The organism is Qipengyuania sp. 902, from assembly GCF_051195295.1.
Classification (GTDB): Bacteria; Pseudomonadota; Alphaproteobacteria; order Sphingomonadales; family Sphingomonadaceae; genus Qipengyuania.
The window spans coordinates 878,343-903,664 of the sequence record NZ_JBNJLJ010000001.1 but is presented as its reverse complement, the minus strand read 5'-3'; the positions used below and the strand labels follow the sequence as shown (position 1 = coordinate 903,664).

Below are 25,322 nucleotides of genomic sequence, written 5' to 3'. Positions count from 1 at the left end.
TTAAGTGACTATTCCAAAGAGCTTTTCATAGTCCAGAAGCGGGTTGACATACTGCGGGGGACCCCCCGCCCATGCCTTTCCCGGCAGCTACCGGGCTTCCCCTAGCGAATGACCCGGCCAGTAGGAAAGGCTTTCGAATACTCGTCCTCCCGGTCCCCAAGACGGGATCCCGCCTTTCTGCTAACGCCCCGCCGAAGCCGCTGGACCCCGGATCGAGTTCGGTGTGACGATAGGAAGTGAGGGTCAGTACTGCCTTATTGCCTTAAGAACGGACTCGTCAGAATTGTCATGCGAGACGCTGTGTCCACCTTCCGGCTGGAGGGAAAGAATGACTTTGGGAGAACGTTTTACCGCTTTATCATAGCGTTTCTTGCGTGAGCCACCGGACACCATTTCACCAGTGAAGCCTGCAGCGCGGATATCCTTGAGGACGCCGATCGCTTCCGAGATTCTCTCGTCGTCCTCTACAACCACGATCAAGTCGCACTCCGGTTCGCCCTTCTCTCCTACCAACATCGCCAGCCGCTCGATGCCGGCAGCCCAGCCGACAGCGGGCGTTGGCGATCCGCCGAGGCTTTCCATCAGCCCGTCGTAGCGGCCGCCGCCCAGGATGGTGCTCTGCGAGCCCAGTTTTCCCGCAGCCTCGCTGACCTCGTCGGGAATGAATTCGAACGCCGTGTGCCGGTAATAGTCGAGGCCGCGTACGAGGCTTGTCGCGCGCGTCCACTTCACGCCCGCAGCATCGAGGCCGCTCGTCACCGCATCGAAGAACGCGCGTGCATCGTCGGACAGGAACTGGTCGATCTTAGGCGCATCCGCCACGAACCGCTGGTCGCGGCGATCTTTGCTGTCGAGGATGCGGAGCGGGTTCTTCTCGAGCCGCTCCTGCGAATCCGCCGAAAGCTCGTCTTTCACCGCGCGGAAGTGCTCGACCAGCGCCGCGCGCCAGGCTTCGCGGCTGTCGCCGTCGCCCAGCGTGTTGAGGTGTAGCGTCACGCCCTCGATGCCGAGCTCCTTCAGCAGCTGATCGGCCATCGCAAGCAGTTCGACATCCGCTTGCGGCTCGGCCGCGCCGATGATCTCCGCGTCGATCTGGTGGAACTGGCGATAGCGGCCTTTCTGCGGCCGCTCGTAGCGGAACAGCGGGCCGTGCGTCGCGATCTTGAGCGGCGCGTGCTGCTGCCAGCCGTTCGAGAGGTAGGCGCGCGCGATCCCGGCAGTGAACTCGGGGCGCAGCGTCAGGCTGTCGCCGCCGCGATCCTCGAAGCTGTACATTTCCTTGGAGACCACATCGGTCGTCTCGCCGATCGCGCGGCTGAACACCTCGGTCTTCTCGAACACCGGCATCTCCACCCGGCGAAAGCGGTAGAGCTTGCGCACGCGCTCGAAGGTCTCGACGACGAAGGCGAAGGCTTCGGCATCGGGGCCGAAGATGTCCTGCGTACCGCGGATGGCTTGGGGTGTTTTCGACATGGCGCGCCTTTAGGTGCGTTGGCCGCCAGCAGCAAGTTGCTGGCTCGCACTGTTCCATTCCGCCCCCCTCTCGACCCCACGGAAGTATGCTCAACGGGTAGTCGGGAGGGGGAGCGGGTTGGAACAGTCAAAGGGAAGTGCGGATGCTCTTCACGCACGCAGTAAACAGACTGTTGCCGCAATATACACACGAGGCTAGAGGCCCCCGCGAAGTCTTTCTGGGGAGAGGGCCGGTGCGGCAACCTGTAAATAACGAGAGCATCAATGCGCATCGACATGATCCCCGTGGGCGACAATCCGCCCGAAAGCCTCAACGTCATCATCGAAGTGCCGACCGGGGGCGAACCGGTGAAGTACGAGTTCGACAAGGACAGCGGCGCGCTGTTCGTCGACCGGATCCTGCACACCCCGATGCGCTATCCGGCGAACTACGGCTTCGTGCCCCACACACTCAGCCCCGATGGCGACCCGCTCGATGCGCTGGTGATCGCCCGCTCGCCCTTCATTGCCGGCTGCGTCGTGCGCGCCCGGCCGATCGGCGTGCTGAACCTGGAAGACGAGCATGGCGGCGACGAGAAGCTGATCTGCGTGCCGGTCGACACGACCTTCCCTTATTATTCCGATGTCGGCGAGACCAAGGACCTGCCGAGCATCATCTTCCAGCAGATCGAGCACTTCTTCACCCACTACAAGGATCTCGAAAAAGAGAAGTGGGTCCGCATCGGTGCCTGGGGCGACGCCGCCGAAGCGCGTCGGATCGTGCTCGAAAGCATCGAGCGTTACGAAAACGAAAAATAGGCGTTACTCGACCGGGCGGCTTTGATCGAGCAAGTCCTTTTCCTGCTCGCTGCCGCCCTCGCGCCGCTCGGCGTCGACCATCTGCGCGATCTCGTCTGTCGGGCGGACGTCCTCGTCTGCTTCGGTCACGGTTATCTGGCGGACGGGTTTGGTTGGCTGCCCGTCGCGCGGCTTCGCCTCGGCCGATGCCGTTCCGCTCTCGAACGGTACGCTGGCGGAGCGCGGGTCGAAGCGAAGGCGATAGATCGGCTCGGGCAGGCCGAATCCGGCATCCTCGAGCGCGGTTTTTACCGCCGGGATCGCGATGGTTTGCGCCTTCCACCAATCTGTCTGGCCCTGGTCGATCCAGCCGAGGAAGCGGATCACCACGTTGGAATCGCCCACTTCGATGATCCGCGCTTCGGGCGGTGGATCGGCGAGCACGAAGTCCAGCCCCGCCAGCGTATCGCGGCCAAGCTTGCGCGCAGCCCGTGCATCATCGTCCGCATCGACGCCCAGGTCGAACTCGAAGCGGCGCTGCGGATTGCGGGTGTAGTTGGTGATGACCGCCTTGAATACCTGACCGTTCGGAATGCGCAGGTGATTGCCGTCGAGCGTCATCAGAACCGTTGCCCGGCTGGTCAGGCGGATGACGCGGCCTTCGAGATCGTCGATCAGCACGTGGTCGTTGGCGCGGAAGGGCTGGCGCAGGCTCAGCATCAGCGAGGCGACGTAGTTCTCGACCGTCTCGCGCATGGCGAAGCCCAATGCGAGGCCGATGACGCCCGCCCCGCCCAGCACTGCGCCGAGCAGCGCCGTCGCCCCGATCATGTCCAGCGCGATCACGAGACCGCCGACGACGGCAATGAAGCGGATGGCGCTCGCGATCAGTTCGGCAAGGAAGCCGTTGGGCGCGATCCGGTGCCAGAGCGATCCGAGGCCCGCGATCAGATAGCCGAGCAGCACGATCGCCGCCCACACCAGCAGCGCGACGGCAATCAGCGGCAGCATCCTGACCAGATCGCTCCACCGGTCAGCAAGGCTGGTCAAGCCCGCCGTGCCCGCAGCCAGCGAAACGTCGCGCTCCAGCCCGTTCTCGACCGTCACCACGCCTGCAACGCGCGATGCAATTTCCTCCGCGCGGGCGACATCGTCCTCCGCCGGCACGGTGCCCGCCAGAGAAACGACACCTTCGTTCACCTCGACCGACACCTGCTCGAAGGCTGGCAGCGCGGCGAAGATGCCGGAGATGCGGTTTGCAATTCGCTCGTCGTCGCCCGCGCCTTGCGTCGCGGCGATCGTTTGCGTCGGTGTGGGCTGCGGCTCCTCGCTCGGCGCAGGTTCTACGAGTTGCGCGGACAGCGGAGCGGCAATCAGCAGCGCAAGGAGGAAGATGAGCCGCACGATCACTCTCCCGCCACCGCCATGCCGTCGATGCGGAAGGTCGGCACATCGATGCCACGCTGCAATTCGAGGTCGTTCGCCGGGGTCAGCGCGCGGAACATCTCCGGCAGTGTACCGGCAATCGTGATCTCCGATACAGGACCGGCGATCTCCCCGCCCCGTATGCGAAAGCCGCTCGCCCCCCGGCTGTAATCGCCGGTCACGAGGTTGACCCCCTGGCCGAACAGCCCGGTGACATAAAGACCGTCTTCGATGTCGGCGATAAGCTCTTCGACCGAGACCGTGCCGGGATCGAGCACGATATTGCTGGCCGATACGCCCGGCGCCCCGCCTCCGCCGCGTCCGGCATGACCCGTCAGGTCGAGATCGAGCTGGTTGGCCGATGCGACATTGGTCAACCAGCCACCGATCTTCCCGTCCTCGACCAAGAGACGCTCGCTGCACGGCACGCCTTCGCCGTCGAAATGGCGCGAGCGCAGGCCACGCGTGCGGAACGGTTCCTCGCGTACGCGGATAGCGCTGTCGAACAATTGCTCGTCCTCGCGCCCGATCAGGAAGCTGGATTTGCGGGCGATCGCAGGTCCGCTCATCGCGGCGAGTAGGTGCCCGAGCACGCCATTGCCGACTCGCGGTTCGAACACGACCGGCATCTTGCGCGAGGGCATGGAGGTCGAGCCTGTCTTGCGCACCGCCCGCTCGCCCGCCTCGCGGCCGATTTCCTCCGCCCCGGGCAGGTCGGAGCGAAAGCGCTGCGTGCGGTAGGCGTAATCGGTTTCCATGCCGCCGCCCTCGCCCGCGACGACGCTTGCGGATAGCGTGTGCGATCCGCTGGCATAGCCGCGCGCAAAGCCGTTCGAAGTGGCGAGGCCGAATACGCTGCGCGAGGCACCGGCACTGCCCCCGTTGGAATTGGTTACGCCATTCACCGCGCGGGCGGCATCTTCTGCTGCCAATGCCGTAGCGCGCAACTCTTCGGGCGACGGATCGTCCGGATCGAGCAGCTCGAGATCGGGCGCCTCGCCGGTGAACAGCCGGTCTTCCGGGGCGAGCCCGCCATAGGGATCCTCCGGAGCCAGCCGCGCCATTTCCACCGCACGCTCGGCAAGGATGGCGAGGCCCTCGGGCGCGAAGTCGCTGGTCTGGATGGAGGACGATCGCCTGCCAACGAAAACCCGCAGGCTTATCTCCTCGCTTTCGGAGCGCTCGACCTCTTCCAGTTCCCCCAGTCGGACCGAGACGCTTTCCGATGCTCCGGCGCGACAGGCGGCGTCGGCAGCATCGGCACCGCGTGCCCGGGCGAGGTCGACGAGTTCCTGGCAGCGCGCAACCGCGGCGGCGCTATCGATCATTGCGAAGGCTTACGGATAATAGTCATCCGTTTGCAGGTAGGCACGGGCGGATGGCGTGGCAACTGCCAGCCAGCACGGAGCGATTGCCTCGCTCAGCCGAAAATGAGCCGGAAGAAGGCGGTCAGCGCCAGCGGCGTGACGATTGCCAGCGCCCACAGCGCGATCTGGTCGCGGCGAAAGGCGCCGGACAGTGCTGGGTCGTGCGCGTCCTCATCCGAAAGACGTGTCCAGCGATGCTCGAACTTGCGGCAGAATGGAATGATGCCGACAACAAGGGCAACGAGAAGAAGATACGGCGCGATCGAGCTCATGCCCTGCTTCATCGCATGGACGGTCACGAAAATCTGGAGGCCGGTATAGACCAGCAAAGCGAGCGCGACATTGTCGCTCATCGATTTGCGCCAGTCCCGCAGATACGCGCGGCGGCCGGTGTGTGCGTCGTGCTCGTCGTGTAGCGCCTTGTTCACGGCACTCTCCCCGAATGTCTCTACCCGAGTCGCATTGTTTCAAACTTATTGCGGGCTGGCAAGCGCACGCAATGAACGTGCGCAAATCCGTCCCGGATCGGCATGGAAGTCGTCCATGCAGGATTCCTGCCAATTCGTCGAAGAACACGCGCCCGAGGGTTTTCACCTGCGATCTGTCTGCGTATGGCGCGCAACATGGCCGATATCGATCCCGCCGCCGTCGCCGACCCGGTTCACGACGCTGCCCCGCCGATCCCGCAGGGCGGCCTCGAAGTCGTTTCCATTGCGAAGAGCTACGATAAGCGCGCCGTTCTGACCGACATTTCGCTGAGCGTCGGGAAGGGCGAGGTGCTCGGCCTGCTCGGTCCGAACGGGGCCGGCAAGACGACCTGCTTCTATTCGATCATGGGCCTCGTGCGCCCTGACGCCGGGCGCATCATGATGGATGGGCAGGACGTCACCAACCTGCCGATGTACCGCCGCGCGATCCTGGGCCTCGGCTACCTGCCACAGGAAACCAGCATTTTTCGCGGCATGACGGTGGAGCAGAATATCAACTGCGTGCTCGAAATGGTCGAGCCCGATGCAGATACGCGCGCTGCCGAACTCGAACGCCTGCTCGACGAATTCGGCCTGACGCGGCTGCGCACCAGCCCGGCCATGGCGCTGTCCGGCGGTGAGCGGCGCCGCTGCGAAATCGCCCGCGCGCTGGCCGCCAAGCCATCGATCATGCTGCTCGATGAGCCATTCGCCGGCATCGACCCGCTCTCGATCAGCGATATCCGCGATCTGGTGAAGGATCTGAAGACGCGCGGCATCGGCGTGCTGATCACCGACCACAATGTGCGTGAGACGCTGGAGATCGTGGACCGGGCCTGCATCATCTACGGTGGTCAGGTTCTGTTCGCGGGCACACCGCAGGCACTGGTGGCCGATGAGAACGTGAAGCGGCTGTATCTGGGCGAGAACTTCACGCTGTGAGTGCGGCAGGACCAGCGCGTGTGCTTCGACAGGCTCAGCATGAGCGGGTGCGGCACATGGAGGCCGCGAAAAGCCCGCTCAGCCTGAGCCTGTCGAAGGCCGCGCGCTAACCTGAGGACTTCCGATGGCGCTGACCCCTCGCCTCGACCTCCGGCAAACCCAGTCGCTGGTGATGACGCCGCAATTGCAGCAGGCGATCAAGCTGCTGGCGCTGTCGAATCTCGAGATCGAGACCTTCGTCGGCGAGGCGCTGGAATCCAATCCCCTGCTCGAAATGGGCGAAGTGCGGCGCGAGGCGGGCGAGGACGCTCCGCAGCGTCCGGACGAGCACGACAGCGCGCCGGACATGGGTGGCACCGAGGCGCTCGACGTTTCCGACCGCGCGCTCGACCCCGAAGCGGCCCCCGGCGACGGCGGGGACTGGGGCCGCGCCGCCAGCGCAGGAGCCTTGTCCGGCGACGAGCTGCCGGACCTCGAAAACCGCTCTTCCGACGGCCCGACGCTGGCCGAGCACCTTTCCGACCAGGTCGGCGCGGCGTCCTATTCGCAGGCCGAAGCACTGATCGCCCTGCGGATCATCGGCGAGCTCGACGAGGCAGGATACCTCCACACCGATCTGGGCAGGATCGCGCAGGAACTCGGCGCAAGCGAAGAGGACGTCGAAGATGCGCTACTGCTCGTCCAGTCGCTCGACCCGACCGGCGTCGGCGCACGCAGCCTGGCGGAATGCCTGACACTGCAGGCGAAGGAAGCCGATCGCTACGACCCTTGCATGGCGGCGCTGATCGAGAATCTCGATCGCCTCGCCGCTGGCGATGTTGCACGCCTCAAGCGCATCTGCGGCGTCGACGACGAGGACTTCGCCGATATGCTGGCCGAACTGCGCAGTTACGATCCCAAGCCCGGCTGCCGCTACGGCGGAGGGCGCGAGGCCGCGATCGTGCCGGATGTATTGCTCAATCCGAAAGGCGAAGGCTGGGACATCAGGCTCAACGAAGCGAGTCTGCCGCGCCTTGTCGTGAACCGCGAATATTATCTCGAGCTCAAGGCCGGTGCGCGCGACAAGGCTTCGACCGCATGGCTCAACGAGCAATTGGGCGAAGCCGACTGGCTCATCCGCGCGCTCGACCAGCGTCAGCGGACAATCCTGAAGACCGCCGCCGAAATCGTAAAACGACAGGAGGGCTTCTTTCGCCAAGGCGTCACCGCCATGCGGCCACTGACCTTGCGCGAAGTTGCCGAAGAAATTGAGATGCACGAAAGCACGGTCAGCCGCGTGACCAGCAACAAGTACCTCGCCTGCCCGCGCGGGACCTTCGAACTGAAGTATTTCTTCTCCAGCGGGGTGGCTGCGGCCGATGGCGAAGGCGCCAGCAGTGAAGCGATCAAGGCACGCATCAAGGCGCTGTGCGATGGCGAAGACCCGAAGAAGGTCCTGTCCGACCAGAAGCTCGCCGACACGCTCAACGAGGAAGGCTTCGACCTCGCCCGGCGCACGGTGGCCAAATACCGCGAAGCCATAGGAATCGGATCATCGGCACAGCGCCGGCGCCAAAAAAAGCTTAAGAATCTGTGACGCGTTAATGCCACAGCCAAAAAAGTTAACGCGCTTTACCCGCTGTTAACCTTTTCCCTTCAGACCTTGTGTGGTTAATACAGGTCAACACCTCTTAGCGAGGGGTTACCGGACACTAGGGACCAACGGGGGATTTCCCATGCGTGTACTGCTGATCGAAGACGAACCGACCACCGCCAAGGCGATCGAGCTCATGCTCACGACCGAAGGCTTCAATGTCTATTCGACCGATCTTGGCGAAGAAGGCCTCGATCTGGGCAAGCTGTATGATTACGATATCATCCTGCTCGATTTGAACCTGCCCGACATGCATGGTTACGATGTGCTCAAGAAGCTGCGCGTTGCCAAGGTGCAGACCCCGGTCCTGATCCTGTCCGGCATTGCCGAGATGGACAGCAAGATCCGCAGCTTCGGCTTCGGTGCCGACGATTACGTGACCAAGCCCTTCCACCGCGAAGAGCTTGTTGCCCGCATCCACGCCGTGGTGCGCCGTTCGAAGGGCCACAGCCAGTCGGTCATCCGTACCGGCAAGCTGGCCGTCAACCTCGACGCCAAGACCGTCGAAGTCGATGGCGCCCGCGTTCACCTCACCGGCAAGGAATACGCCATGCTGGAGCTGCTTTCGCTCCGCAAGGGCACCACGCTGACCAAGGAAATGTTCCTCAACCACCTTTATGGCGGCATGGACGAACCCGAACTCAAGATCATCGACGTCTTCATCTGCAAGCTGCGCAAGAAGCTCAGCCACGCATGCGGCGGCGAGAACTATATCGAGACCGTATGGGGCCGCGGCTATGTTCTGCGCGACCCGAACGAAGAGGCGGAAGCGGCTTAATTTGATTAGCCTCAAGCGCCGGCGGGGCCATCCGGCCCCTTAGGCTACCGCGCCAGCAGGCGCGACGGCCAGTCGGCCTTGCCGATCGCGAGCGATCGGAAACGAAGATTACTCTTGGACGGGAATAGCGAGGACGCCCGGCAGCCACTGGCCGCCGGGCGTTTTCGTATCTTGCATGCTGCGCAATCTATCTTGGCAGCCCTGATGTTCTCTGCGATTTGGCGCCGACAACATGCGAAGGTGCATCGGGCCGTATGGCGATTCTCTCGGATTACTCGGCCCAGATCGGCTGCTTGCTACTGGCCGCTACCTTTATCGCCTTCCTGCTCGAGCGCCAGCCGCCGGTCGTCATCGCCATCGCCTCGGCCGCGCTGATGATTGCGCTGGGCTATCTGCCGGCGAAAGACATGCTCGGCACATTCGCCAATTCCGCGCCGATCACGATTGCAGCGATGTTTATTCTCTCGGGCGCGCTGCTGCGGACCGGAACCCTCGAGTGGGTATCCGGCTGGGTCATCCGGCGCACATCGCGTAGTCCGAAGACGGCGGTAGCGGAGATCGGCGCGGGCACCCTGCTCGCCTCGGCCTTCATGAACAACACCCCGGTCGTCATCGTGATGATCCCCGTCGTGCGCAAGCTGGCACAGGTTCTGAAGGTGGCCGCAACCCGGTTGCTGATCCCGCTGTCCTACATCACCATTCTCGGCGGCACGATGACGCTGATCGGCACCTCGACCAACCTGCTGGTCGACGGCGTCGCGCAGGAAGCCGGTCAGCGCCCCTTCGGCATTTTCGAGATCACCGCAGTCGGTGCGGTGGCGCTCGTTTCCGGCCTTGCCACTCTCATAATACTCGGCCCTTTCCTGCTGCCCAATCGCGGGAAGCGGATCGAGGACGACGAACGGGAGAGCGATCTCTACCTCACCCACCTCATCCTGGAAGGCAAGAGCCGCTATGTCGGACGGCAGCTGGCAGAAACCGACATCGGCCGCCGGCCCCAGGTCAAGATCGTCGGCATTCGGCGCGGGTCGGAAATGCGACGCCACAATCTCGACGAACACGTGCTGCAGGCCGAGGACCAGCTGATCGTCAGCGCCAGCCCGGAGGAAATCAACTCCCTCGCCGAGGCACCCGACTTCCGCACCGGATTGGTGGGCGTGGGAGGCGGCGTCGCAACGTCCCGCACCGACCGGCCATCCGACCTTCGCATCGTCGAGGCCGTTATCTCTTCCTCGCATCCCATCGTCGGCAAACGGCTTGCGGATATCCCGCTCCTGTCGCGCCTGCGCGTACGCGTGCTAGGCCTCTCGCGTCCGCGCCATATTCCCGGTCCGACGCTGGCGGAAGCAAGGGTGCGCGCCGGCGACCGGCTCCTGATCGCCGCCGGCAGCGATGCGGCCCAGGCACTGCAGGGCAATATGCAGCTGACCCATGTGGGCGCGACCAGCGCCCGCTCGTTCCGGCGCGACAAGGCACCGATTGCCATCGCCACCATCGCCGCCGTCGTCGTCGGCGCGGCAGTGTTCGGCTTCCCGATCGAAGCGCTTGCCGTGTGCGGCGTGGCCGTCGTCCTCCTCACCCGCTGCGTCGAACCGAGCGACGCGTGGGGCAGTCTGGACGGCAATACGCTGGTCCTGATCTTCGCCATGCTGGCTTTCGGCAAAGGGCTGGAGAATGCCGGTTCGATCGAGCTGATCGTGGCCGCGATCGAGCCCTATCTCGGAGCAAGCTCACCCCTCGTCCTCATCCTGATCGTCTATGCGCTGACCAGCATCCTGACCGAAGTGGTGACCAACAACGCGATTGCGGTCATCATGACGCCGATCGCGATCGGTCTGGCGGAAAGTGCCGGAGTGGACGCGCGCGCTTTGATCGTGGCGGTTATGTTCGGCGCCAGCGCCAGCTTCGCGACCCCAATCGGTTACCAGACCAACACGCTGGTCTATGGCGCGGCGAATTACCGTTTCGCGGACTTCCTGAAAATCGGCGTTCCGATGAACATCGGTGTCGGCATCGCGACGTCCTTCGCGATCTGGGCGTTCTTCGCGTAGCGCACATCTGGACCGGCCCTGCCGACACCGCTAACGCGCGGCCCATGTCTGCATTCAAGGAAGGCGACCCGACCACGCTCAACCGGCTGTATGGCCGCAGCCAGGGCAAGCCTTTGCGCGCCAGCCAGCAAGAGCTGGTCGACAAGCTGCTGCCGCAGATCAGCCCCCCGGCGGAAGGACCGGTCACGTCCCAGACGCTGTTCGGCTTCGACCGCCCGCTGCATTTCGAGATCGGCTTCGGCGGCGGCGAGCACATGGCCGAGCGCGCCGACCTGCTCCCCGACCATGGCTTCATCGGTGCAGAGCCATTCCTCAACGGCGTGGCGCAAGCCCTGACCCATGTGCGTGAGCGGACGCTTGCCAATGTCCGCATCCATCACGGCGACGCGCTGGAGGTGTTGGGTCGCGTGCCCGATGGCGCGCTCACCATGCTTTACCTGCTGCACCCCGATCCCTGGCCCAAGAACAAGCATGCCAAACGCCGGATGATGAACGACGGGCCGGTGCGGATGTTTGCCGACAAGCTGAAACCGGGCGGCGAGTTCCGTTTCGGCACCGATCACCCGGTATACCTGCGTCATGCCCTGATGGTCATGCGTCGCTTCACCGATGAGTTCGAGTGGGTCGTCGAAGGACCCGGCAGCTGGCAGAACCGCCCCTCCGGCTGGCCCGAAACCCGCTATGAGCACAAGGCGCGCACGGTATACGGCCACGAGGTCTGGTATTTCCGCTTTCGCCGACGGTAGCGCGGAACGACACCGGGTAGGCGGCGATTGATAGGGCGAGACCTATCGGAGCCGCTCCCATGATTACGACTACCAACCCCGCGACCGGCGAGACCATCGGCGAATACGAAACGCTCGATGAAAACGGTATCGATGCGAAGCTCGAAGCCGCCAGCCGTACATATCGCGACTGGCGCATAAGCTCGCTCGACAAGCGAACCGAAGTGCTTTCGAGACTCGGCGATCTTTACGAGGCGAATAAAGACGAGCTGGCCAAGCTCGCCGTCACCGAGATGGGCAAGCCGATCACGCAAGCGCGCGCAGAGGTCGAGAAATGCGCGAGCCTCTTGCACTATTATGCCGAGCATGGCCCGCCGATGCTGGAGTCGAAATTCTGGGATCTGTCGGACGGCGGCCGGGCGGAAGGCCGTTGGCTGCCGCAGGGTCCGGTTCTCGCGGTGATGCCGTGGAACTTCCCCTATTGGCAGGTCATCCGGTTCCTCGCGCCGACGATCCTCGCCGGCAATGTCGGCGTGCTCAAACACGCAAGCATTGTGCAGGGCGTTGCTGCACGCATGGAGGAATTGGTGCTGGAAGCCGGTGGACCCGAAGGGCTGTTCCAGAACCTGTGCGTGTCCTCCGACCCGATCGGCTCGGTCATCGACGACGACCGCATCGTCGCCGCGACCCTGACCGGGAGCGAGGGCGCGGGTAGCGCCGTGGCCGAGCGGGCAGGCAAGAACCTGAAGAAAGTGGTGCTGGAACTGGGCGGCAGCGACCCCTTCATCGTCATGCCGTCTGCGGACATCGACAAGGCGGTAGAAGATGCCGTGACCGCCCGCATCCAGAACAACGGCCAGTCCTGCATCTGCGGCAAGCGAACCATCGTCCACGCGGACATCTATGACGATTTTGCGGAGCGCTTCATTGCGGCGCTGAAAGGTGCGAAGCTTGGCGATCCGATGAAGGAAGACACCGATCTCGGCCCGCTATCGAGCGAAAGCCAGCGCGACACTGTGCTGGAGCAGGTCGACAAGGCCAAGCAAGAGGGCTGCACCCTGCTGTTCGGCGCGGAGAAGATCGACCGGCCCGGCGCGTGGATGACTGCCGGTCTGCTGACCGAGGTGCCGCTCGCCAGCGAGACCGGGACCGACGAAATTTTCGGTCCGGTCGCCCAGCTCTACAAGGCGAAGGACATCGAGGAGGCGACGACCATCGCCAACGCCATTCCCTACGGCCTCGGCTCGGCGGTGTTCACGAATGACGACGACGAGAAGGAGCATTTCGCCAATGCCATCGAGGCAGGTATGACGACCTTCAACGCCGTCAACGGCTCGAAAATCGAAGCGCCCTTCGGCGGGATCAAGCGTTCGGGCCATGGGCGCGAGCTCGCAGAATTCGGGCTGCACGAATTCATGAACCTCAAGACGCTGGTCCACCCGGCATAGGAGATACGAAATGAGCAAGACCATCCTAATCGTCGGCGCATCGCGCGGCATCGGCCTCGGCCTCGCAAGGGAATTCACCTCGCGCGGATGGACCATTGTCGCGACCGAGCGATCGAAGAGCGACGAGCTCCATGGCGTCGATGGCGTCGAGATTGCCACGCTGGACGTTACCGATCCTTCCACCTTCGATAGTGTCGACGGGTCCTTCGATGCAGTGATCATCAACGCCGGCATCACCGGAGCGAAACATCAGGACAGCGCCCAAGCAACCCGCGACGAAGTGGCGGACGTGATGATGACCAATGCCTTCGGCCCTGCTCATCTGGCAAAAACACTGCTGCCGAAGATCGCCGAGGGCGGGACGCTGGCGTTCATGTCCTCGCTCATGGGCTCGATCGACGACAGTTCAGGCGGCTACGAGCTGTATCGCACCAGCAAGACCGCGCTCAACATGCTGGCGAAGGGCATTGCCGAACAGGATGCTGGGCCGCGCAATATCGAAGTTCTCGCGCTGCATCCCGGCTGGGTCCAGACCGACATGGGCGGACCGAATGCGACGCTGACGATAGATGAAAGCGTCAGCGGCCTGGCCGATGTGATCGAGGGCGCGGGCGGCGGCGGCTTCCGCTATGTCGATTACAGCGGGAAAGAACTCGCCTTCTAGCCGAGGCACTGCGCAAGCGTCGCAAGCAGTGCGTCGTGGTCGGCTTGCGTATTGTAGAGGTGCGGGGTCAACCGGAGCGATGCTGCGCGTAGCGACACATGCACGTGGTTGTCCGCCAGCCGCTCGGTGAGGCCGTCGGGTACGCCGTGCGGAAACTCAAGCGACAGGAAATGCGCTGCGCGGGTACCGATAGGGGCGGAGGTGAGGCCGAGCTTGGCCGCTGCTTCAGCGATTGCGCTCGTTCGCTCTGCCAACTCTTCGGCGATGCGGTCGACGCCGGATTCCATGAGGAAATCGATCCCGGCGCTCGCACCACGCAATAGCGGAGGATTGGACTTCTCGCCCATGTCGAAGCGCCGCGCGCCGGGCTGGAAATCGCTCCGGTAGTCGACCAGCCGGGAAAAATCTTCCGCTCCGCCGCGGTTGATCCAGTTGTGCTCGATCGGCTGCCCGTCATGATACTTCGGAGCAACATACAGCATGCCGATCCCATAGGGCCCCATCAGCCATTTGTAGCAGGCGGCGACGGCGAAATCGGGTTGTACCTGCGCGAAGTCGATCGGCATGGCGCCAAGCGACTGGGTGAGATCGAGCACCAGCGCAGCGCCATGCTCGCGGCATTTCTCGCCGACTGCGACAAGATCGACCACCCGCCCGTCGGCCCAATGGCAATTGGGCACGGAGACGATGGCGGTATCCGGTCCGATCGCGTCCAGCACTGCATCGGTCCAGCAGGATTGCGATGCTCGCCGCACGGCAAGCACTTCCGCGCCGGTCCTGCCGGCGAGGTCTTGCCATGCGTAGACGTTGGACGGAAACTGGTCGGCCAGCGTGACGATCTGCTGGCCCTTCGCGACCGGCAGGTTCTTTGCGGCCACTGCAAGGCCGTAGCTGACCGAAGGGACGATCGCGATATCGTCCACCGGCACGCCCGCCAGCCCGGCGGCATCAGAGCGAAAGTCCTCTGCCACGCTGAAGAAGTCCGCCGGGCGGAAATTCCACGGCTGCTCTTTCAGCCGCGCTGCCGCCACCATCGCTTCGCTCACCTCATGCGAGAGCGGCGCCATATAGGCGCAGTTGAGGTAATGAACCTCGTCGGGAATGCTGAAGCGATGGCGCTGCGAAGCTATCACCAGATCAGCCGACCACACCCGCGCTCGCCAGTACGGCCAGCGTCAGCACATCGGGCGCAATGGAGGTCATCGGCGCGATCTGAACCGGCTTTTCCATCCCGATCATCATTGGTCCGACCGTGGTCTCGCCCGCCAGCTCTCGCAGCAGCTTGGCCGAGAGGTTGGCCGACTGCAGGCCAGGCATGATCAGCACATTGGCGGGGCCCGACAGGCGGCTGAAGGGATAGAGCTTCATCACCGTCGGGTTGAGCGCGGAATCGGGCGCCATCTCGCCTTCGTATTCGAAGCCCGGCTCCTCGGCATCGAGGATCGCGACCGCATCGCGGATATTGTCGAGCCACTGGCCCGACGGGTTGCCGAAGGTAGAGTAGGACAGGAAGGCAACGCGCGGTTCGTGCCCCATGCGCCGCGCGACGGCTGCGGTTTCCCTGGCGATATGCGCCAACTGCTCTGACGTCGGACGCTCGTTTATCGTCGTATCGGCGAGGAAGACGGTCGAGTTCTTGCCGATCATCATGTGGATGCCGAAGGGTACCGCGCCCGGCTTGGGATCGAGCACCCGGCCCACCTCGCGCGCCGTCTGCGCGAATGTGCGCGTAAGGCCCGAGATCATTGCATCGCCATGGCCGAGGGCCACCAGCAGCGCGGCAAAGACATTACGCTCCTGATTGACCATCCGGCCCACGTCGCGCTCGGTATAGCCGCGGCGCTGCAGGCGCTTGTAGAGGAAGTCGACCATCGCCGGCACCTTGTCCGACACGTTCGAGTTCTCGATGATCCAGTCGTCGGGATCGTCCACCGCCAGTTCGCGTAGCTTTTCGAGCACCTTCTCGGTCCGCCCGACGAGGATCGGCTCGCCATAGCCGAATTCGCGATACTGGATCGCCGCGCGCAGGGCGACGTCTTCCTCGGCTTCGGCAAACACCATGCGTTTCGGATTGGCCTTGGCCTGCGCGTAGATGTTGGTGAGCGCTCCGGTCGTCGGATTGAGCCGCGCCTTCAACTGGTGGCGGTAAGTCTCGAAATCCTCGATCGGCGCCTGAGCGACGCCGCTGTCCATGGCTGCCTTCGCGACAGCACTCGAAACGACTTCCATAAGACGCGGATCGAAGGGCGCGGGGATGATGTATTCCTCGCCGAACTGGTGCGTCACGCCATAGGCCGCCGCGACTTCCTCGGGCACGCGTTCGCGGGCAAGCTCGGCAATGGCGCGGGCGGCGGCGACCTTCATTTCCTCGTTGATCGCCGTCGCCTGCACGTCGAGCGCCCCGCGAAAGATGAAGGGGAAGCCGAGCACGTTGTTGACCTGGTTCGGATAGTCGGACCGGCCCGTGGCGATGATCGCATCGGGGCGCACGGCCTTGGCATCTTCAGGCATGATTTCCGGGACCGGATTGGCCATGGCGAAAATGATCGGGCGTTCGGCCATCTTCTCGACCCATTCGGGCTTGAGCGCGCCAGCCGCCGACAGGCCGAGGAAAACGTCCGCCCCCTCCAGCGCTTCTTCCAGGCTACGCGCCTCGGTCTCAGTCGCGTGGGCGCTCTTCCACTGGTCCACGCCCTCGCGGCCCGGATAGATCGGGCCCGACCGGTCGCAGACGATGACGTTCTCCGGCCGCACGCCGACCGACTTGATCAGCGCGGTGCAGGCGAGTGCGGAAGCGCCCGCGCCATTCACCACCATCTTCACATCCTCGAGCTTGCGCCCGGTGAGGTGGCAGGCATTGATCAGTCCGGCGGCGGAGATGATGGCGGTGCCGTGCTGGTCGTCATGCATGACCGGGATGTTCATCCGCTCGCGCAGGGCCTGCTCGATGATGAAGCATTCGGGCGCGGCGATGTCTTCCAGATTGATACCGCCGAAACTCGGCTCCATCAGCGCGACCGCCTCGATGAACTTGTCCGGATCCTCGGTATCGAGTTCGAGATCGATGGAATCGACATCGGCGAAGCGCTTGAACAGCACTGCCTTGCCCTCCATCACCGGCTTCGATGCCAGCGCACCGAGATTGCCGAGGCCGAGGATGGCGGTGCCGTTGGAAATCACCGCGACGAGGTTGGAGCGAGCGGTATAGCGCGCGGCGTCCTTGGGATTTTCCGCAATCGCTTCCACCGGCGCGGCGACACCCGGCGAATAGGCGAGCGAGAGGTCGCGCTGCGTCGCCATCGGTTTCGAGGCGATAATCTCGATCTTACCCGGGCGGATCGTCTCGTGGTAAAACAGCGCTTCGCGCCGCTTGAATGCGCTCGTATCGTCTTCGGACATGCAGACCTCGTTGCCAGTTGCCCCGCCCCTAACCTGCTTGTCCGCCCAGCGGTAGGGGAAACCTGCCGCTCCGCCGCTTCCCGAATCGGAAGCGCACAAGCTACGGCATAGGGCATGTCCGGACAGCCGACCCCGATGATGCAGCAATATCTCGCGCTCAAGCGCGAGTCCGGCGATGCGCTGCTGTTCTATCGCATGGGCGATTTCTTCGAGCTGTTCTTCGAGGATGCCAAGATGGCGGCAAGCATCCTCGACATCGCCCTGACCAGCCGCGGCGAGCATGGCGGAGAACCGGTGCCGATGTGCGGCGTGCCTGTGCATTCGGCGGAAGGCTACCTTGCGCGGCTGATCAAGGGTGGCTGCCGCGTCGCCATCGCCGAGCAAACCGAAACGCCCGATGAGGCCAAGGCCCGCGCCAAGCGCGAAGGCACGCCGACGTCCAAGGCGCTGGTCGCGCGCGATATCGTGCGCTTCGTGACCGCGGGCACGTTGACCGAAGAAGCACTGCTCGAACCGCGTCGCGCGAACTTGTTGGTCGCGGTTGCTCCGGTGCGCGAGGGCGTGGGGCTGGCAAGCTGCGACATCTCGACCGGTCGCATGGAGCTGGAAGAATGCGAAGCCAATGCGCTCGATGCCGCTCTGGCGCGGCTGGGTGCTAGCGAAGTTGTGGCGCCGGAGGACTGGGAAGACGGCACCGGAGGCGTGATCGCCCGCCCGCGCGCCGACTTTCGCAGCGAGGACGGCGAAGCGCGGCTCAAGGACCTTCACGGGGTCGCGACGCTCGACGGGCTCGGAGACTTCACGCGTCCGATGCTGGCTGCCGCTGCGGGCCTGATCGCTTATCTCGACCATGCGGGACGCGGGGAGCTGCCATTCCTGCTTCCGCCCGTAGCGCGCGGATCGGGCGCGCATTTGGTGATGGACGCGGCAACCCGCGCGAGCCTCGAGATTCTCGAGGCGCAGGCCGGCGGGCGCGCCGGAAGCCTCATCTCCTGCATCGACCGCTGCGTCACCGGCGCGGGGGCGCGGCAGCTGGCGGAGGATCTGGCTGCGCCGCTGGCGGATCGCGGACAGATCGAGGCGCGGCATGCCGCTATCCATCATTTCCACATCGACCCGCTGCTGCGAGCCGATCTGCGCGCGCTGCTACGGCAAGCTCCCGATATTGGTCGCGCTCTGGGGCGGCTGGTGGCAGGACGCGGCAGCCCGCGCGATCTCGGCCAGATCCGCGATGGCCTGTCCGAAGCGCGCCGCGTGCGCGGGATGCTGGGAGCGAGCGCGGACCTGCCTGCCCTCCTCCGGGACGCGCTGACGGCCTTGGGCGGCCATTCGGCGCTCATCGACCATCTCGATCGCGCCCTCGTTCCCTCGCCACCGACGGAGCGCCAGCAGGGCGGCTACATCGCCAGCGGCTACGACCACGCGCTCGATGCGCTGCGCGAGACCAGCGGCAATGCGCGCAAGGCGATAGCCGCGCTGGAAGCCAGATATCGCGAGGAAACCGATACCGCCTCGCTCAAGATCAAGCACAACAAGGTGCTCGGCTATTTCATCGAAGTGCCTGCCAAGCACGGCGACAAGCTGATGGCGGCAGACAGCGGCTTCACCCATCGGCAGACCATGGCGGGCGCGGTGCGGTTCAACTCCATCGGCCTGCACGAGGAAGCGACCCGCATTGCGGAAGCCGGTGCGCATGCGCTGGCCGCGGAAGAAGCGCATTTCGAGGAACTGGTCGGAGAGGTCGTGACCGCGCGCGAGGCGATCGCCGCCACCGCCGCGGCGCTCGCCCGGATCGATGTTGCCGCAGGGCTGGCGGAACGCGCGGTCGAGAGCGACTGGGCGCGCCCGGAAATGCTCGACTCGCCCTGCCTCGAAGTTGTCGGTGGACGTCATCCCGTGGTGGAGCAGGCGCTAGCGAAATCCGGCGAACGCTTCGTCGCCAACGATTGCTCGCTGGGCCAGGACGACCGGCTCTGGCTGATCGGCGGCCCGAATATGGGCGGCAAATCGACCTTCCTGCGCCAGAACGCGCTGATCCTGCTGCTGGCGCAGGCGGGCAGCTATGTGCCGGCGAGCAGCGCGCGCATCGGTTTGGCGGACCGGTTGTTCAGCCGCGTCGGTGCGAGCGACAACCTTGCGCGCGGGCGCTCCACCTTCATGGTGGAGATGGTCGAGACCGCCGCGATCCTTTCGCAGGCCACGCAGCGCAGCTTCGTCATCCTCGACGAGGTCGGGCGTGGCACGTCGACCTATGACGGCATGGCGCTGGCATGGGCGGTGGTCGAGGCGGTGCACGAGCAATTGCGCTGCCGCTGCCTCTTCGCGACGCACTATCACGAACTCAGTCGCCTTGCCGACAGCTGCGATGCCCTTAGTCTGCATCACGTCCGAGCGCGCGAGTGGAAGGGCGACCTGGTGCTGTTACACGAACTTGCCGGAGGCGCCGCCGATCGCAGCTACGGCCTCGATGTCGCGCGTCTGGCGGGTGTGCCCAAACCCGTACTGAACCGCGCCAAGGCGGTTCTCGCCAAGCTGGAAAAGGGCCGCGCGGAGACCGGGGGGCTCGCCGCAGGGTTGGGGGAATTACCGCTGTTCGCCGCAAGCTTGCAGGCCGAGAACGAGCCGGACGATGCGCTGCGCGACGCGCTCGACGCGCTCGATATCGATACGCTCAGCCCGCGCGAGGCCTTGGACACGCTCTACGAACTCAAGGCGCTGGGAGGTTCAACCAAGCCTTAACTTCCTGGGCTGTAATGTTGCGCACGATGGAAGACGGTCTCCTCACGACGCACGGCAAGAAGTTGCTGATGATTGGCTTGTTCCTCTGGTTCGTCGCCGTAATGATCGGCGGGGAGGACGATCCGGGTCTGCTTGCTCAGCAGGTGGACGCTTCGGGGAATGGTCCTGCAAGTGCCGCCGCTTACGAGCCTGCTCCGCAAGACGCCATGAAAGTAACGCAGCCCCCATCTGTGGCACCCCGACCCGGCAGGCAAGACGATGCCGCGCTGGATGCATGGTATGCCGCGTCGGGTGCTGGGAGCGATCGGGGCACCCCGCCCGAACCGCAAGCGCCGCAAGTTGTGGTGCCGCGCCCTGTCGATGAAAGTCACCTGATCAACGACACACAGCCTCTGGTCGTTGCCGCTCCCGAAGTCCGCTAGCGGAACCTTGCTCGGCGTCTACCGCTTATACCGGCATGGCGCAGGACGACCCCCCCGCAAAACCCGACAAGAGCACCGAGTGGGCGGAATTCCGCACGGACCTCGCCGAAGATCGCAATATCATGGCGATGGAGCGCACTTTCGCCGGCTGGATGCGGACGGCGTTCGCCGCGATCGGGATCGGGCTCGGCTTCAGGGCGCTGTTCGGTGCATGGGACCCGTCATGGATGCCCAAGCTCATCGCGACGGTGTTCATTCTCGGTGGTGGGTGGGTTGCGGTAAAAGCAGAAAGGCGGGCATGCAAAACGCTGGCCCGCCTGGATACGCATAAATTCGAGGCCATCTCGACCGTGAACTTCCGCGCGATGGCCTATGCCGTGGCAACTGGCTCAATTGTCCTCAGCATCGGTCTTTGGGTGATGACCGACAACGGTTAGGTGCCGTCGCCCCGCAGGCCATCCGGCTTCTTGTCCTTGCCGTATTTATCGACATTGTCATCATGGTTCGGCTCGCCCTTGTAGGCATCCATGTCGATCCGGCCCGAGCTTTCCATGTCGCGCATGTGATCGATCGTGTCCTGTGTCGAATCGCCCATCAGGCCGGACTTGTTGTCGCCCTTGACGCTTTCGGTCGGCGAGGTGGTCTCGGTAGTGGTCGACTGCGCTTCCTCAGCGACTTCTTGCGCCTGGTTGCGGTGATCGTCCTGCTCGTCATTGTGCATCTCGGGCGCGAGATTGGCCATACGCGCCTCCTTGCTTTCGCCGACGGGGGTGTTGGTCTTGGTGGTATCGCTCATCGCGGGTGATCTCCTTTCCAGGGTCAACGGCGCGGCGGGGGCGGGGGTTCCGTGGTTTGTTGGGTGCGGGCCGGACATCCGTCCTGACCTTGCTATTCCGCCCCACGCCCCTCCCGGAGTTTTGTCGGGTGCGCCTTCGACATCCGTCGAAGGCTTGCGGCACCAGCCCACTCCCCCACCCGGCCACCCACGGCACTATACTGATTGGGTGGCCGGGTGGGGGAGTGGGCTGGTGCCGCCGCAAGGTCGGGACGGATGTCCCGACCGCACGCAAACCAAAATCACCTCGTCGCGACAGGGTCGTCGCCCGAGTAGTCGTAAAACCCACGTCCGGTCTTGCGGCCGAGCCAGCCGGCTTCGACATATTTCACCAGCAGCGGCGCGGGCCGGTATTTCGCGTCGCGGGTGGTCTTGTAGAGCACCATGATGATGTCGAGGCAGGTGTCCAGCCCGACGAAATCGGCCAGCTGGAGCGGCCCCATCGGGTGGTTGAGGCCGAGACGGCAGCCTTTGTCGATGTCTTCGATGCCCGCCGTCGACTGGCCGAGCACGAACACCGCTTCATTGATCATCGGCAACAGGATGCGGTTGACTACGAAGCCGGGCTCGTCCTGGCTCAGCACCACTTGCTTGCCCAGTCCTTCCGCGAAGGCGGTGATGCGGTCGGTGGTCGTCTGCGCAGTGGCGAGGCCGGGAATGACCTCGATCAGGCCCATCACCGGAACGGGATTGAAGAAGTGCAGGCCGATGAAGCGCGCCGGGTCGGGCGAATAGTTGGCCATGCGCGTGATGGGGATGGAACTGGTGTTCGAGGCCATGATCGCATCAGGCGCGAGCACGTCGCCCGCCTTTTCGAAGATGGCCTGCTTGATTTCTTCCTTCTCGGTCGCTGCCTCGATGATGATGTCTGCGTCGGACATTGGCGTGTAGTCGCCCACCGGAGTGATCCGCTTCAGCGTCGCTTCGGCGTCGGCAATCTCGATCTTGCCCTTGCCGACCAGCTTGCCGAGAGCCTTGTCGATCCCGGCATGGGCTTTCTCGGCGACTTCGAGGCCGACATCAGCCAGCAGCACCTGCATGCCATGCGCGGCAACCGTCTGGGCGATCCCCGACCCCATCTGTCCGGCGCCGATAATGCCGATCGTCTTGCTCATCGAAAATTCCTTCGCACTTGCAGCAAAGCGCTTGCACTAGCGAAGGCGACAAGGGCTGGCTAGCCGCGTTTCAGCGGTTCTGGCCGGGCACCCATTTGACGTCGTCCGCCCCGTCGCGATTGGCAACGCGAGCGAGCACGAAGAGATAGTCCGACAGGCGATTGATATAGGCGAGCGCCTGGGGATTGGTGCGGACCTCGGTGGCCATGGCCGTCATCGCCCGTTCCGCGCGGCGAACGGCGGCTCGCGCAACATGCAACCGCGCCGCGCCCTCGCTGCCGCCGGGAAGGACGAAACTCGTCAAGGGTTCCAGACGTTCGTTTGCAGCGTCGATCGCCTGTTCGAGCCAATCGACTTGTGAGGAGACGATCCGCAGCACCATCTCCGACGGTGTAAAATCGTCGTCATCGGGAGCCGGCGTCGCCAGATCGGCCCCAAGGTCGAACAGGTCGTTCTGGATACGGAACAGATCGTCGGCATGGCCGCTCTGCGCCAGCGCTACGGCTGCATGGCCGAGCGCGCTGTTGGCTTCGTCCACGACACCGATCGCCTCCATGCGCGCGTCGTGCTTGGGGAGGCGCGATCCATCGACGAGACCGGTTGTGCCGTCGTCGCCGGTACGCGTGTAGATCTTGTTGAGCTTGACCATGTCGCGAGGCCCTGACCGGGCTCAGTTCGCGATGGCAAGTATGATCGCGACCACAGCGATCGCCAGTGCCTGGTATTTCACACGGGCGAACATCGCGCGGTTCTGCGCCAGCTGCATCTCGGTCGCATCGACCTGCTCGCCGCTTTCGAGATCGACTTTCGTGCTTTTCAGGAACGCCACAATGCCGCGCACGAGGCTGACGACGACGAGGATCATGAGGACGACGAGGACGATGGCGAGGAATGTGTTCATAGTGCCCATGACTTAGGTGCTGGTGAGCGAAATACCAGCCGGAAAACGGTGCAAGCGCAGTTGCTCGGCAAGCAACGGTCCATCCTCCCCGCCCGTTCTGCGGTCCGCGAGAGATGGCGAGCCGCGCCGCTTGGCGAGTTTCTTGCCACTCTCGTCCATCAACAAGCCATGGTGGTGCCAACGCGGCACGGGCAGGCCTAGCAGCGCCTGAAGCAGGCGATGGATGTGGGTTGCAGGGAACAGGTCCTGACCGCGCGTGACCAGTGTCACGCCGTCCGCCGCATCGTCGAGCGTCGCGGCGAGATGATAGCTGGCGGGCGCGTCTTTACGTACAATCACTACATCGCCGGCTTCGCGCGGGTCGGCCGTCATGCGCCCGGCCAGTTCGTCTTCCCAGTCGAGATCGCCGGCGTGCGCCATCGCGCAGTCCACATCGAGGCGCAGCGCCGCCGGTTTAGCAGGATCGAGCAGGCGGCCCTTGCAGGTGCCCGGATACACGAGGCCTTCCGGTCCCAGCCGTGGTTTCAAGGCTTCGATTTCAGCCCGTGTGCAAGTGCATGGATAGAGCAGTCCTGCCTCCAGCAGCTCTCGAGCAGCCTCGTCGTAGCTCTCCAGCCGGGTCGATTGCGCGGGCACTTCATCCCATTCGAGCCCGAGCCATTCGAGGTCGCGGCGGAACTCGTCGCCGAGTTCGGGGCGGGAGCGCGCACCGTCGATATCCTCGACCCTCAGCAGGAATTTCCCATCCCGCTCCTTCGCCAGATCGTGCGCGACGATCGCCGAATACGCATGGCCGAGATGCAGCGGGCCGTTGGGACTGGGGGCGAAGCGGGTGACGGCCAAGGTGGCGATTCTCGGGACAAGTTTGTGGATAGCCTGTCTGTAACAGTCTTGACGCTTCCCGATGCAAGTGCATTTTCAGATCCATCGGGAGGAGCGTGTCGCATGTTCAGGGCCGAACTGCTGGAACGGGCCGCGAGGTTTCGAAGTAGTGCCGAGGATCCGACGCGCAATCTGCAGTCGTGTCCGTCCCTCGTCCTGAATGCCGATTACACTCCCCTATCCTACTACCCGCTCAGCCTGTGGCCCTGGCAGACTGCGATCAAGGCGATCTTCCTCGACCGGGTCGATGTGATCGCCAGCTACGAGCGGGAGGTCCATTCGCCCAATCTCGACATGAAGATCCCCAGCGTTATCGCGCTAAAGCAATATGTGAAGCCGAGCGAGTTTCCCGCCTTCACACGCTTCAACGTGTTCCTGCGCGATCGCTTCAGCTGCCAGTTCTGCGGCGACATGGGCAATCTGACCTTCGACCACGTGATCCCCCGGCGCCTCGGCGGCAAGACTACGTGGGAAAACATCGCCACCGCCTGCGCGCCCTGCAATCTCAAGAAAGGCGGGCGCACACCGCAGCAGGCGAATATGCAGCTCTATGCCAAGCCTATCCGGCCGACGCACTGGCAGTTGCAGCAGTACGGCAAGCAATTCCCGCCGAATTACCTGCACGAAACCTGGCGCGATTGGCTCTATTGGGACATCGAGCTGGAAGAGTGAGAAAGCGGGGACCGGTAGATAAAGGACGTGTCGCGCTCAAAGCGATTATCCTCGCAGGGACATTCCTCGGAACGATCTAAATTCTTTTGATGTTCCTGGCCGTAGAAGAGTGCCGAGCAGACTGGAACCCACTCGACTGCGACGATCTTGACCTCCGCACCGTCGTGCCTGCACCGAAAGCAAATTGAGTTTGGGGTGCCAATCGAGAACTTGAGCCGAGTATTAATTCATACACTGAAAAGCGGCGCCGGTCCGAAGACTGGCGCCGCCTGAATTCCCGATGGTAGTATTCCAGCAGGCCAGCCGATTACATGCCGGTTTCGTCCATCGCGCCTTCGTCGACGGCGTCTTCCGCTGCATCGCCGGCTTCGCCCATGGCATCGGCTTCGGCGTCGAGAGCTTCTTCAGCTGCTTCGTCGCCCTGTGCTTCGGCGAGGTCGGCCTGTTCTTCAAGCAGGTCTTCCTGCGATTCGGCCTGCTGTTCGACCAGATCTTCCTGAGCTTCCTGCTCGCTTTCGGCGCAGGCGCCTAGCGCTGCGAATGCGAAAGCCGAAGCGACGAGAGTTACGTGGTTGAATTTCATGAGGTATCCCCTTGATTCTGCCAA

General features: G+C 64.0%; 24 protein-coding genes. 12 read left to right on the top strand and 12 right to left on the bottom strand.

What is annotated here, in order from left to right; all coding sequences use genetic code 11:
* Positions 1 to 243: 243 nt before the first annotated feature.
* A complete protein-coding gene (gene hisS, locus ACSH0F_RS04555; protein WP_435200309.1) occupies positions 244 to 1,473 on the bottom strand; it encodes a histidine--tRNA ligase in 1,230 nt (409 codons plus the stop codon).
* 264 nt (positions 1,474 to 1,737) lie between these two features.
* Here hisS and ppa point away from each other — a divergent pair, with 264 nt between their 5' ends.
* Entirely contained in the window at positions 1,738 to 2,271 is a 534-nt protein-coding gene (gene ppa / locus ACSH0F_RS04550; protein ID WP_435200307.1) for an inorganic diphosphatase, read from the top strand.
* A 3-nt stretch (positions 2,272 to 2,274) separates the two neighbouring features.
* Here ppa and ACSH0F_RS04545 read toward each other — a convergent pair whose 3' ends face one another.
* The 3 genes from ACSH0F_RS04545 to ACSH0F_RS04535 form a co-directional block, all read right to left on the bottom strand.
* Positions 2,275 to 3,654, bottom strand: a complete 1,380-nt coding sequence (locus ACSH0F_RS04545) for a mechanosensitive ion channel domain-containing protein (protein ID WP_435200305.1) — start codon at positions 3,652 to 3,654, stop codon at positions 2,275 to 2,277.
* A gap of 2 nt (positions 3,655 to 3,656) precedes the next feature.
* A complete protein-coding gene (locus ACSH0F_RS04540; RefSeq protein ID WP_435200303.1) occupies positions 3,657 to 5,003 on the bottom strand; it encodes a TldD/PmbA family protein in 1,347 nt (448 codons plus the stop codon).
* A 92-nt stretch (positions 5,004 to 5,095) separates the two neighbouring features.
* Positions 5,096 to 5,470 (bottom strand): hypothetical protein, encoded by a 375-nt coding sequence (locus tag ACSH0F_RS04535; RefSeq protein WP_435200301.1) that lies wholly within the window; start codon positions 5,468 to 5,470, stop codon positions 5,096 to 5,098.
* Positions 5,471 to 5,665: 195 nt separating this feature from the next.
* On the opposite strand from ACSH0F_RS04535, the gene lptB reads away from it, so the two are divergent.
* From lptB to ACSH0F_RS04500, 7 genes are all read left to right on the top strand, one after another.
* Complete coding sequence (gene lptB, locus ACSH0F_RS04530) at positions 5,666 to 6,451, top strand: LPS export ABC transporter ATP-binding protein (RefSeq protein ID WP_435200299.1); 786 nt, start codon at positions 5,666 to 5,668, stop codon at positions 6,449 to 6,451.
* A gap of 124 nt (positions 6,452 to 6,575) precedes the next feature.
* On the top strand, positions 6,576 to 8,027 hold the full coding sequence (gene rpoN, locus ACSH0F_RS04525) for an RNA polymerase factor sigma-54 (protein ID WP_435200297.1): 1,452 nt from the start codon (positions 6,576 to 6,578) through the stop codon (positions 8,025 to 8,027).
* Between the two features lie 139 nt (positions 8,028 to 8,166).
* Positions 8,167 to 8,862, top strand: a complete 696-nt coding sequence (gene ctrA, locus ACSH0F_RS04520) for a response regulator transcription factor CtrA (protein ID WP_050601718.1) — start codon at positions 8,167 to 8,169, stop codon at positions 8,860 to 8,862.
* Positions 8,863 to 9,116: 254 nt separating this feature from the next.
* Complete coding sequence (locus ACSH0F_RS04515; protein ID WP_435200294.1) at positions 9,117 to 10,913, top strand: SLC13 family permease; 1,797 nt, start codon at positions 9,117 to 9,119, stop codon at positions 10,911 to 10,913.
* Positions 10,914 to 10,957: 44 nt separating this feature from the next.
* Positions 10,958 to 11,659 (top strand): tRNA (guanine(46)-N(7))-methyltransferase TrmB, encoded by a 702-nt coding sequence (trmB, locus tag ACSH0F_RS04510; RefSeq protein WP_435200292.1) that lies wholly within the window; start codon positions 10,958 to 10,960, stop codon positions 11,657 to 11,659.
* 59 nt (positions 11,660 to 11,718) lie between these two features.
* On the top strand, positions 11,719 to 13,086 hold the full coding sequence (locus ACSH0F_RS04505; RefSeq protein WP_435200290.1) for an NAD-dependent succinate-semialdehyde dehydrogenase: 1,368 nt from the start codon (positions 11,719 to 11,721) through the stop codon (positions 13,084 to 13,086).
* Positions 13,087 to 13,096: 10 nt separating this feature from the next.
* The gene (locus ACSH0F_RS04500) at positions 13,097 to 13,750 is read left to right on the top strand and encodes an SDR family NAD(P)-dependent oxidoreductase (RefSeq protein WP_435200288.1); all 654 of its coding nucleotides are present in this window, start codon (positions 13,097 to 13,099) and stop codon (positions 13,748 to 13,750) included.
* Here ACSH0F_RS04500 and ACSH0F_RS04495 read toward each other — a convergent pair.
* Entirely contained in the window at positions 13,747 to 14,883 is a 1,137-nt protein-coding gene (locus ACSH0F_RS04495; RefSeq protein ID WP_435200286.1) for an aminotransferase class V-fold PLP-dependent enzyme, read from the bottom strand. The two genes, ACSH0F_RS04500 and ACSH0F_RS04495, sit on opposite strands and share 4 nt — an antisense overlap.
* A gap of 4 nt (positions 14,884 to 14,887) precedes the next feature.
* Complete coding sequence (locus ACSH0F_RS04490) at positions 14,888 to 17,149, bottom strand: NADP-dependent malic enzyme (protein ID WP_435200284.1); 2,262 nt, start codon at positions 17,147 to 17,149, stop codon at positions 14,888 to 14,890.
* Between the two features lie 114 nt (positions 17,150 to 17,263).
* On the opposite strand from ACSH0F_RS04490, the gene mutS reads away from it, so the two are divergent.
* The 3 genes from mutS to ACSH0F_RS04475 are packed head-to-tail and all read left to right on the top strand — an operon-like array spanning position 17,264 to position 20,747.
* Positions 17,264 to 19,888, top strand: a complete 2,625-nt coding sequence (gene mutS / locus ACSH0F_RS04485) for a DNA mismatch repair protein MutS (RefSeq protein WP_435200282.1) — start codon at positions 17,264 to 17,266, stop codon at positions 19,886 to 19,888.
* Positions 19,889 to 19,914: 26 nt separating this feature from the next.
* A complete protein-coding gene (locus tag ACSH0F_RS04480) occupies positions 19,915 to 20,310 on the top strand; it encodes a hypothetical protein (protein WP_435200280.1) in 396 nt (131 codons plus the stop codon).
* Between the two features lie 35 nt (positions 20,311 to 20,345).
* The gene (locus ACSH0F_RS04475; RefSeq protein ID WP_435200278.1) at positions 20,346 to 20,747 is read left to right on the top strand and encodes a YidH family protein; all 402 of its coding nucleotides are present in this window, start codon (positions 20,346 to 20,348) and stop codon (positions 20,745 to 20,747) included.
* Here the strand turns inward: ACSH0F_RS04475 and ACSH0F_RS04470 are convergent.
* The 5 genes from ACSH0F_RS04470 to gluQRS form a co-directional block, all read right to left on the bottom strand.
* The gene (locus tag ACSH0F_RS04470; protein ID WP_435200276.1) at positions 20,744 to 21,106 is read right to left on the bottom strand and encodes a hypothetical protein; all 363 of its coding nucleotides are present in this window, start codon (positions 21,104 to 21,106) and stop codon (positions 20,744 to 20,746) included. The two genes, ACSH0F_RS04475 and ACSH0F_RS04470, sit on opposite strands and share 4 nt — an antisense overlap.
* A 281-nt stretch (positions 21,107 to 21,387) precedes the next feature.
* The gene (locus ACSH0F_RS04465; protein ID WP_435200274.1) at positions 21,388 to 22,260 is read right to left on the bottom strand and encodes a 3-hydroxyacyl-CoA dehydrogenase NAD-binding domain-containing protein; all 873 of its coding nucleotides are present in this window, start codon (positions 22,258 to 22,260) and stop codon (positions 21,388 to 21,390) included.
* Between the two features lie 70 nt (positions 22,261 to 22,330).
* Positions 22,331 to 22,909 carry a cob(I)yrinic acid a,c-diamide adenosyltransferase gene (locus tag ACSH0F_RS04460; RefSeq protein WP_435200272.1) on the bottom strand — a complete coding sequence of 193 codons (579 nt, stop codon included), beginning with the start codon at positions 22,907 to 22,909 and terminating at the stop codon, positions 22,331 to 22,333.
* 21 nt (positions 22,910 to 22,930) lie between these two features.
* Positions 22,931 to 23,161 carry a hypothetical protein gene (locus tag ACSH0F_RS04455; RefSeq protein WP_278329604.1) on the bottom strand — a complete coding sequence of 77 codons (231 nt, stop codon included), beginning with the start codon at positions 23,159 to 23,161 and terminating at the stop codon, positions 22,931 to 22,933.
* Positions 23,162 to 23,173: 12 nt separating this feature from the next.
* Complete coding sequence (gluQRS, locus tag ACSH0F_RS04450; protein ID WP_435200270.1) at positions 23,174 to 24,004, bottom strand: tRNA glutamyl-Q(34) synthetase GluQRS; 831 nt, start codon at positions 24,002 to 24,004, stop codon at positions 23,174 to 23,176.
* Between the two features lie 102 nt (positions 24,005 to 24,106).
* Here gluQRS and ACSH0F_RS04445 point away from each other — a divergent pair, with 102 nt between their 5' ends.
* Entirely contained in the window at positions 24,107 to 24,715 is a 609-nt protein-coding gene (locus ACSH0F_RS04445; RefSeq protein WP_435200268.1) for an HNH endonuclease, read from the top strand.
* Between the two features lie 307 nt (positions 24,716 to 25,022).
* On the opposite strand, the gene ACSH0F_RS04440 is transcribed toward ACSH0F_RS04445, so the two are convergent.
* Positions 25,023 to 25,298: a hypothetical protein gene (locus ACSH0F_RS04440; protein ID WP_305931085.1), complete on the bottom strand. Its 276-nt coding sequence runs from the start codon at positions 25,296 to 25,298 to the stop codon at positions 25,023 to 25,025.
* Positions 25,299 to 25,322: the final 24 nt, after the last annotated feature.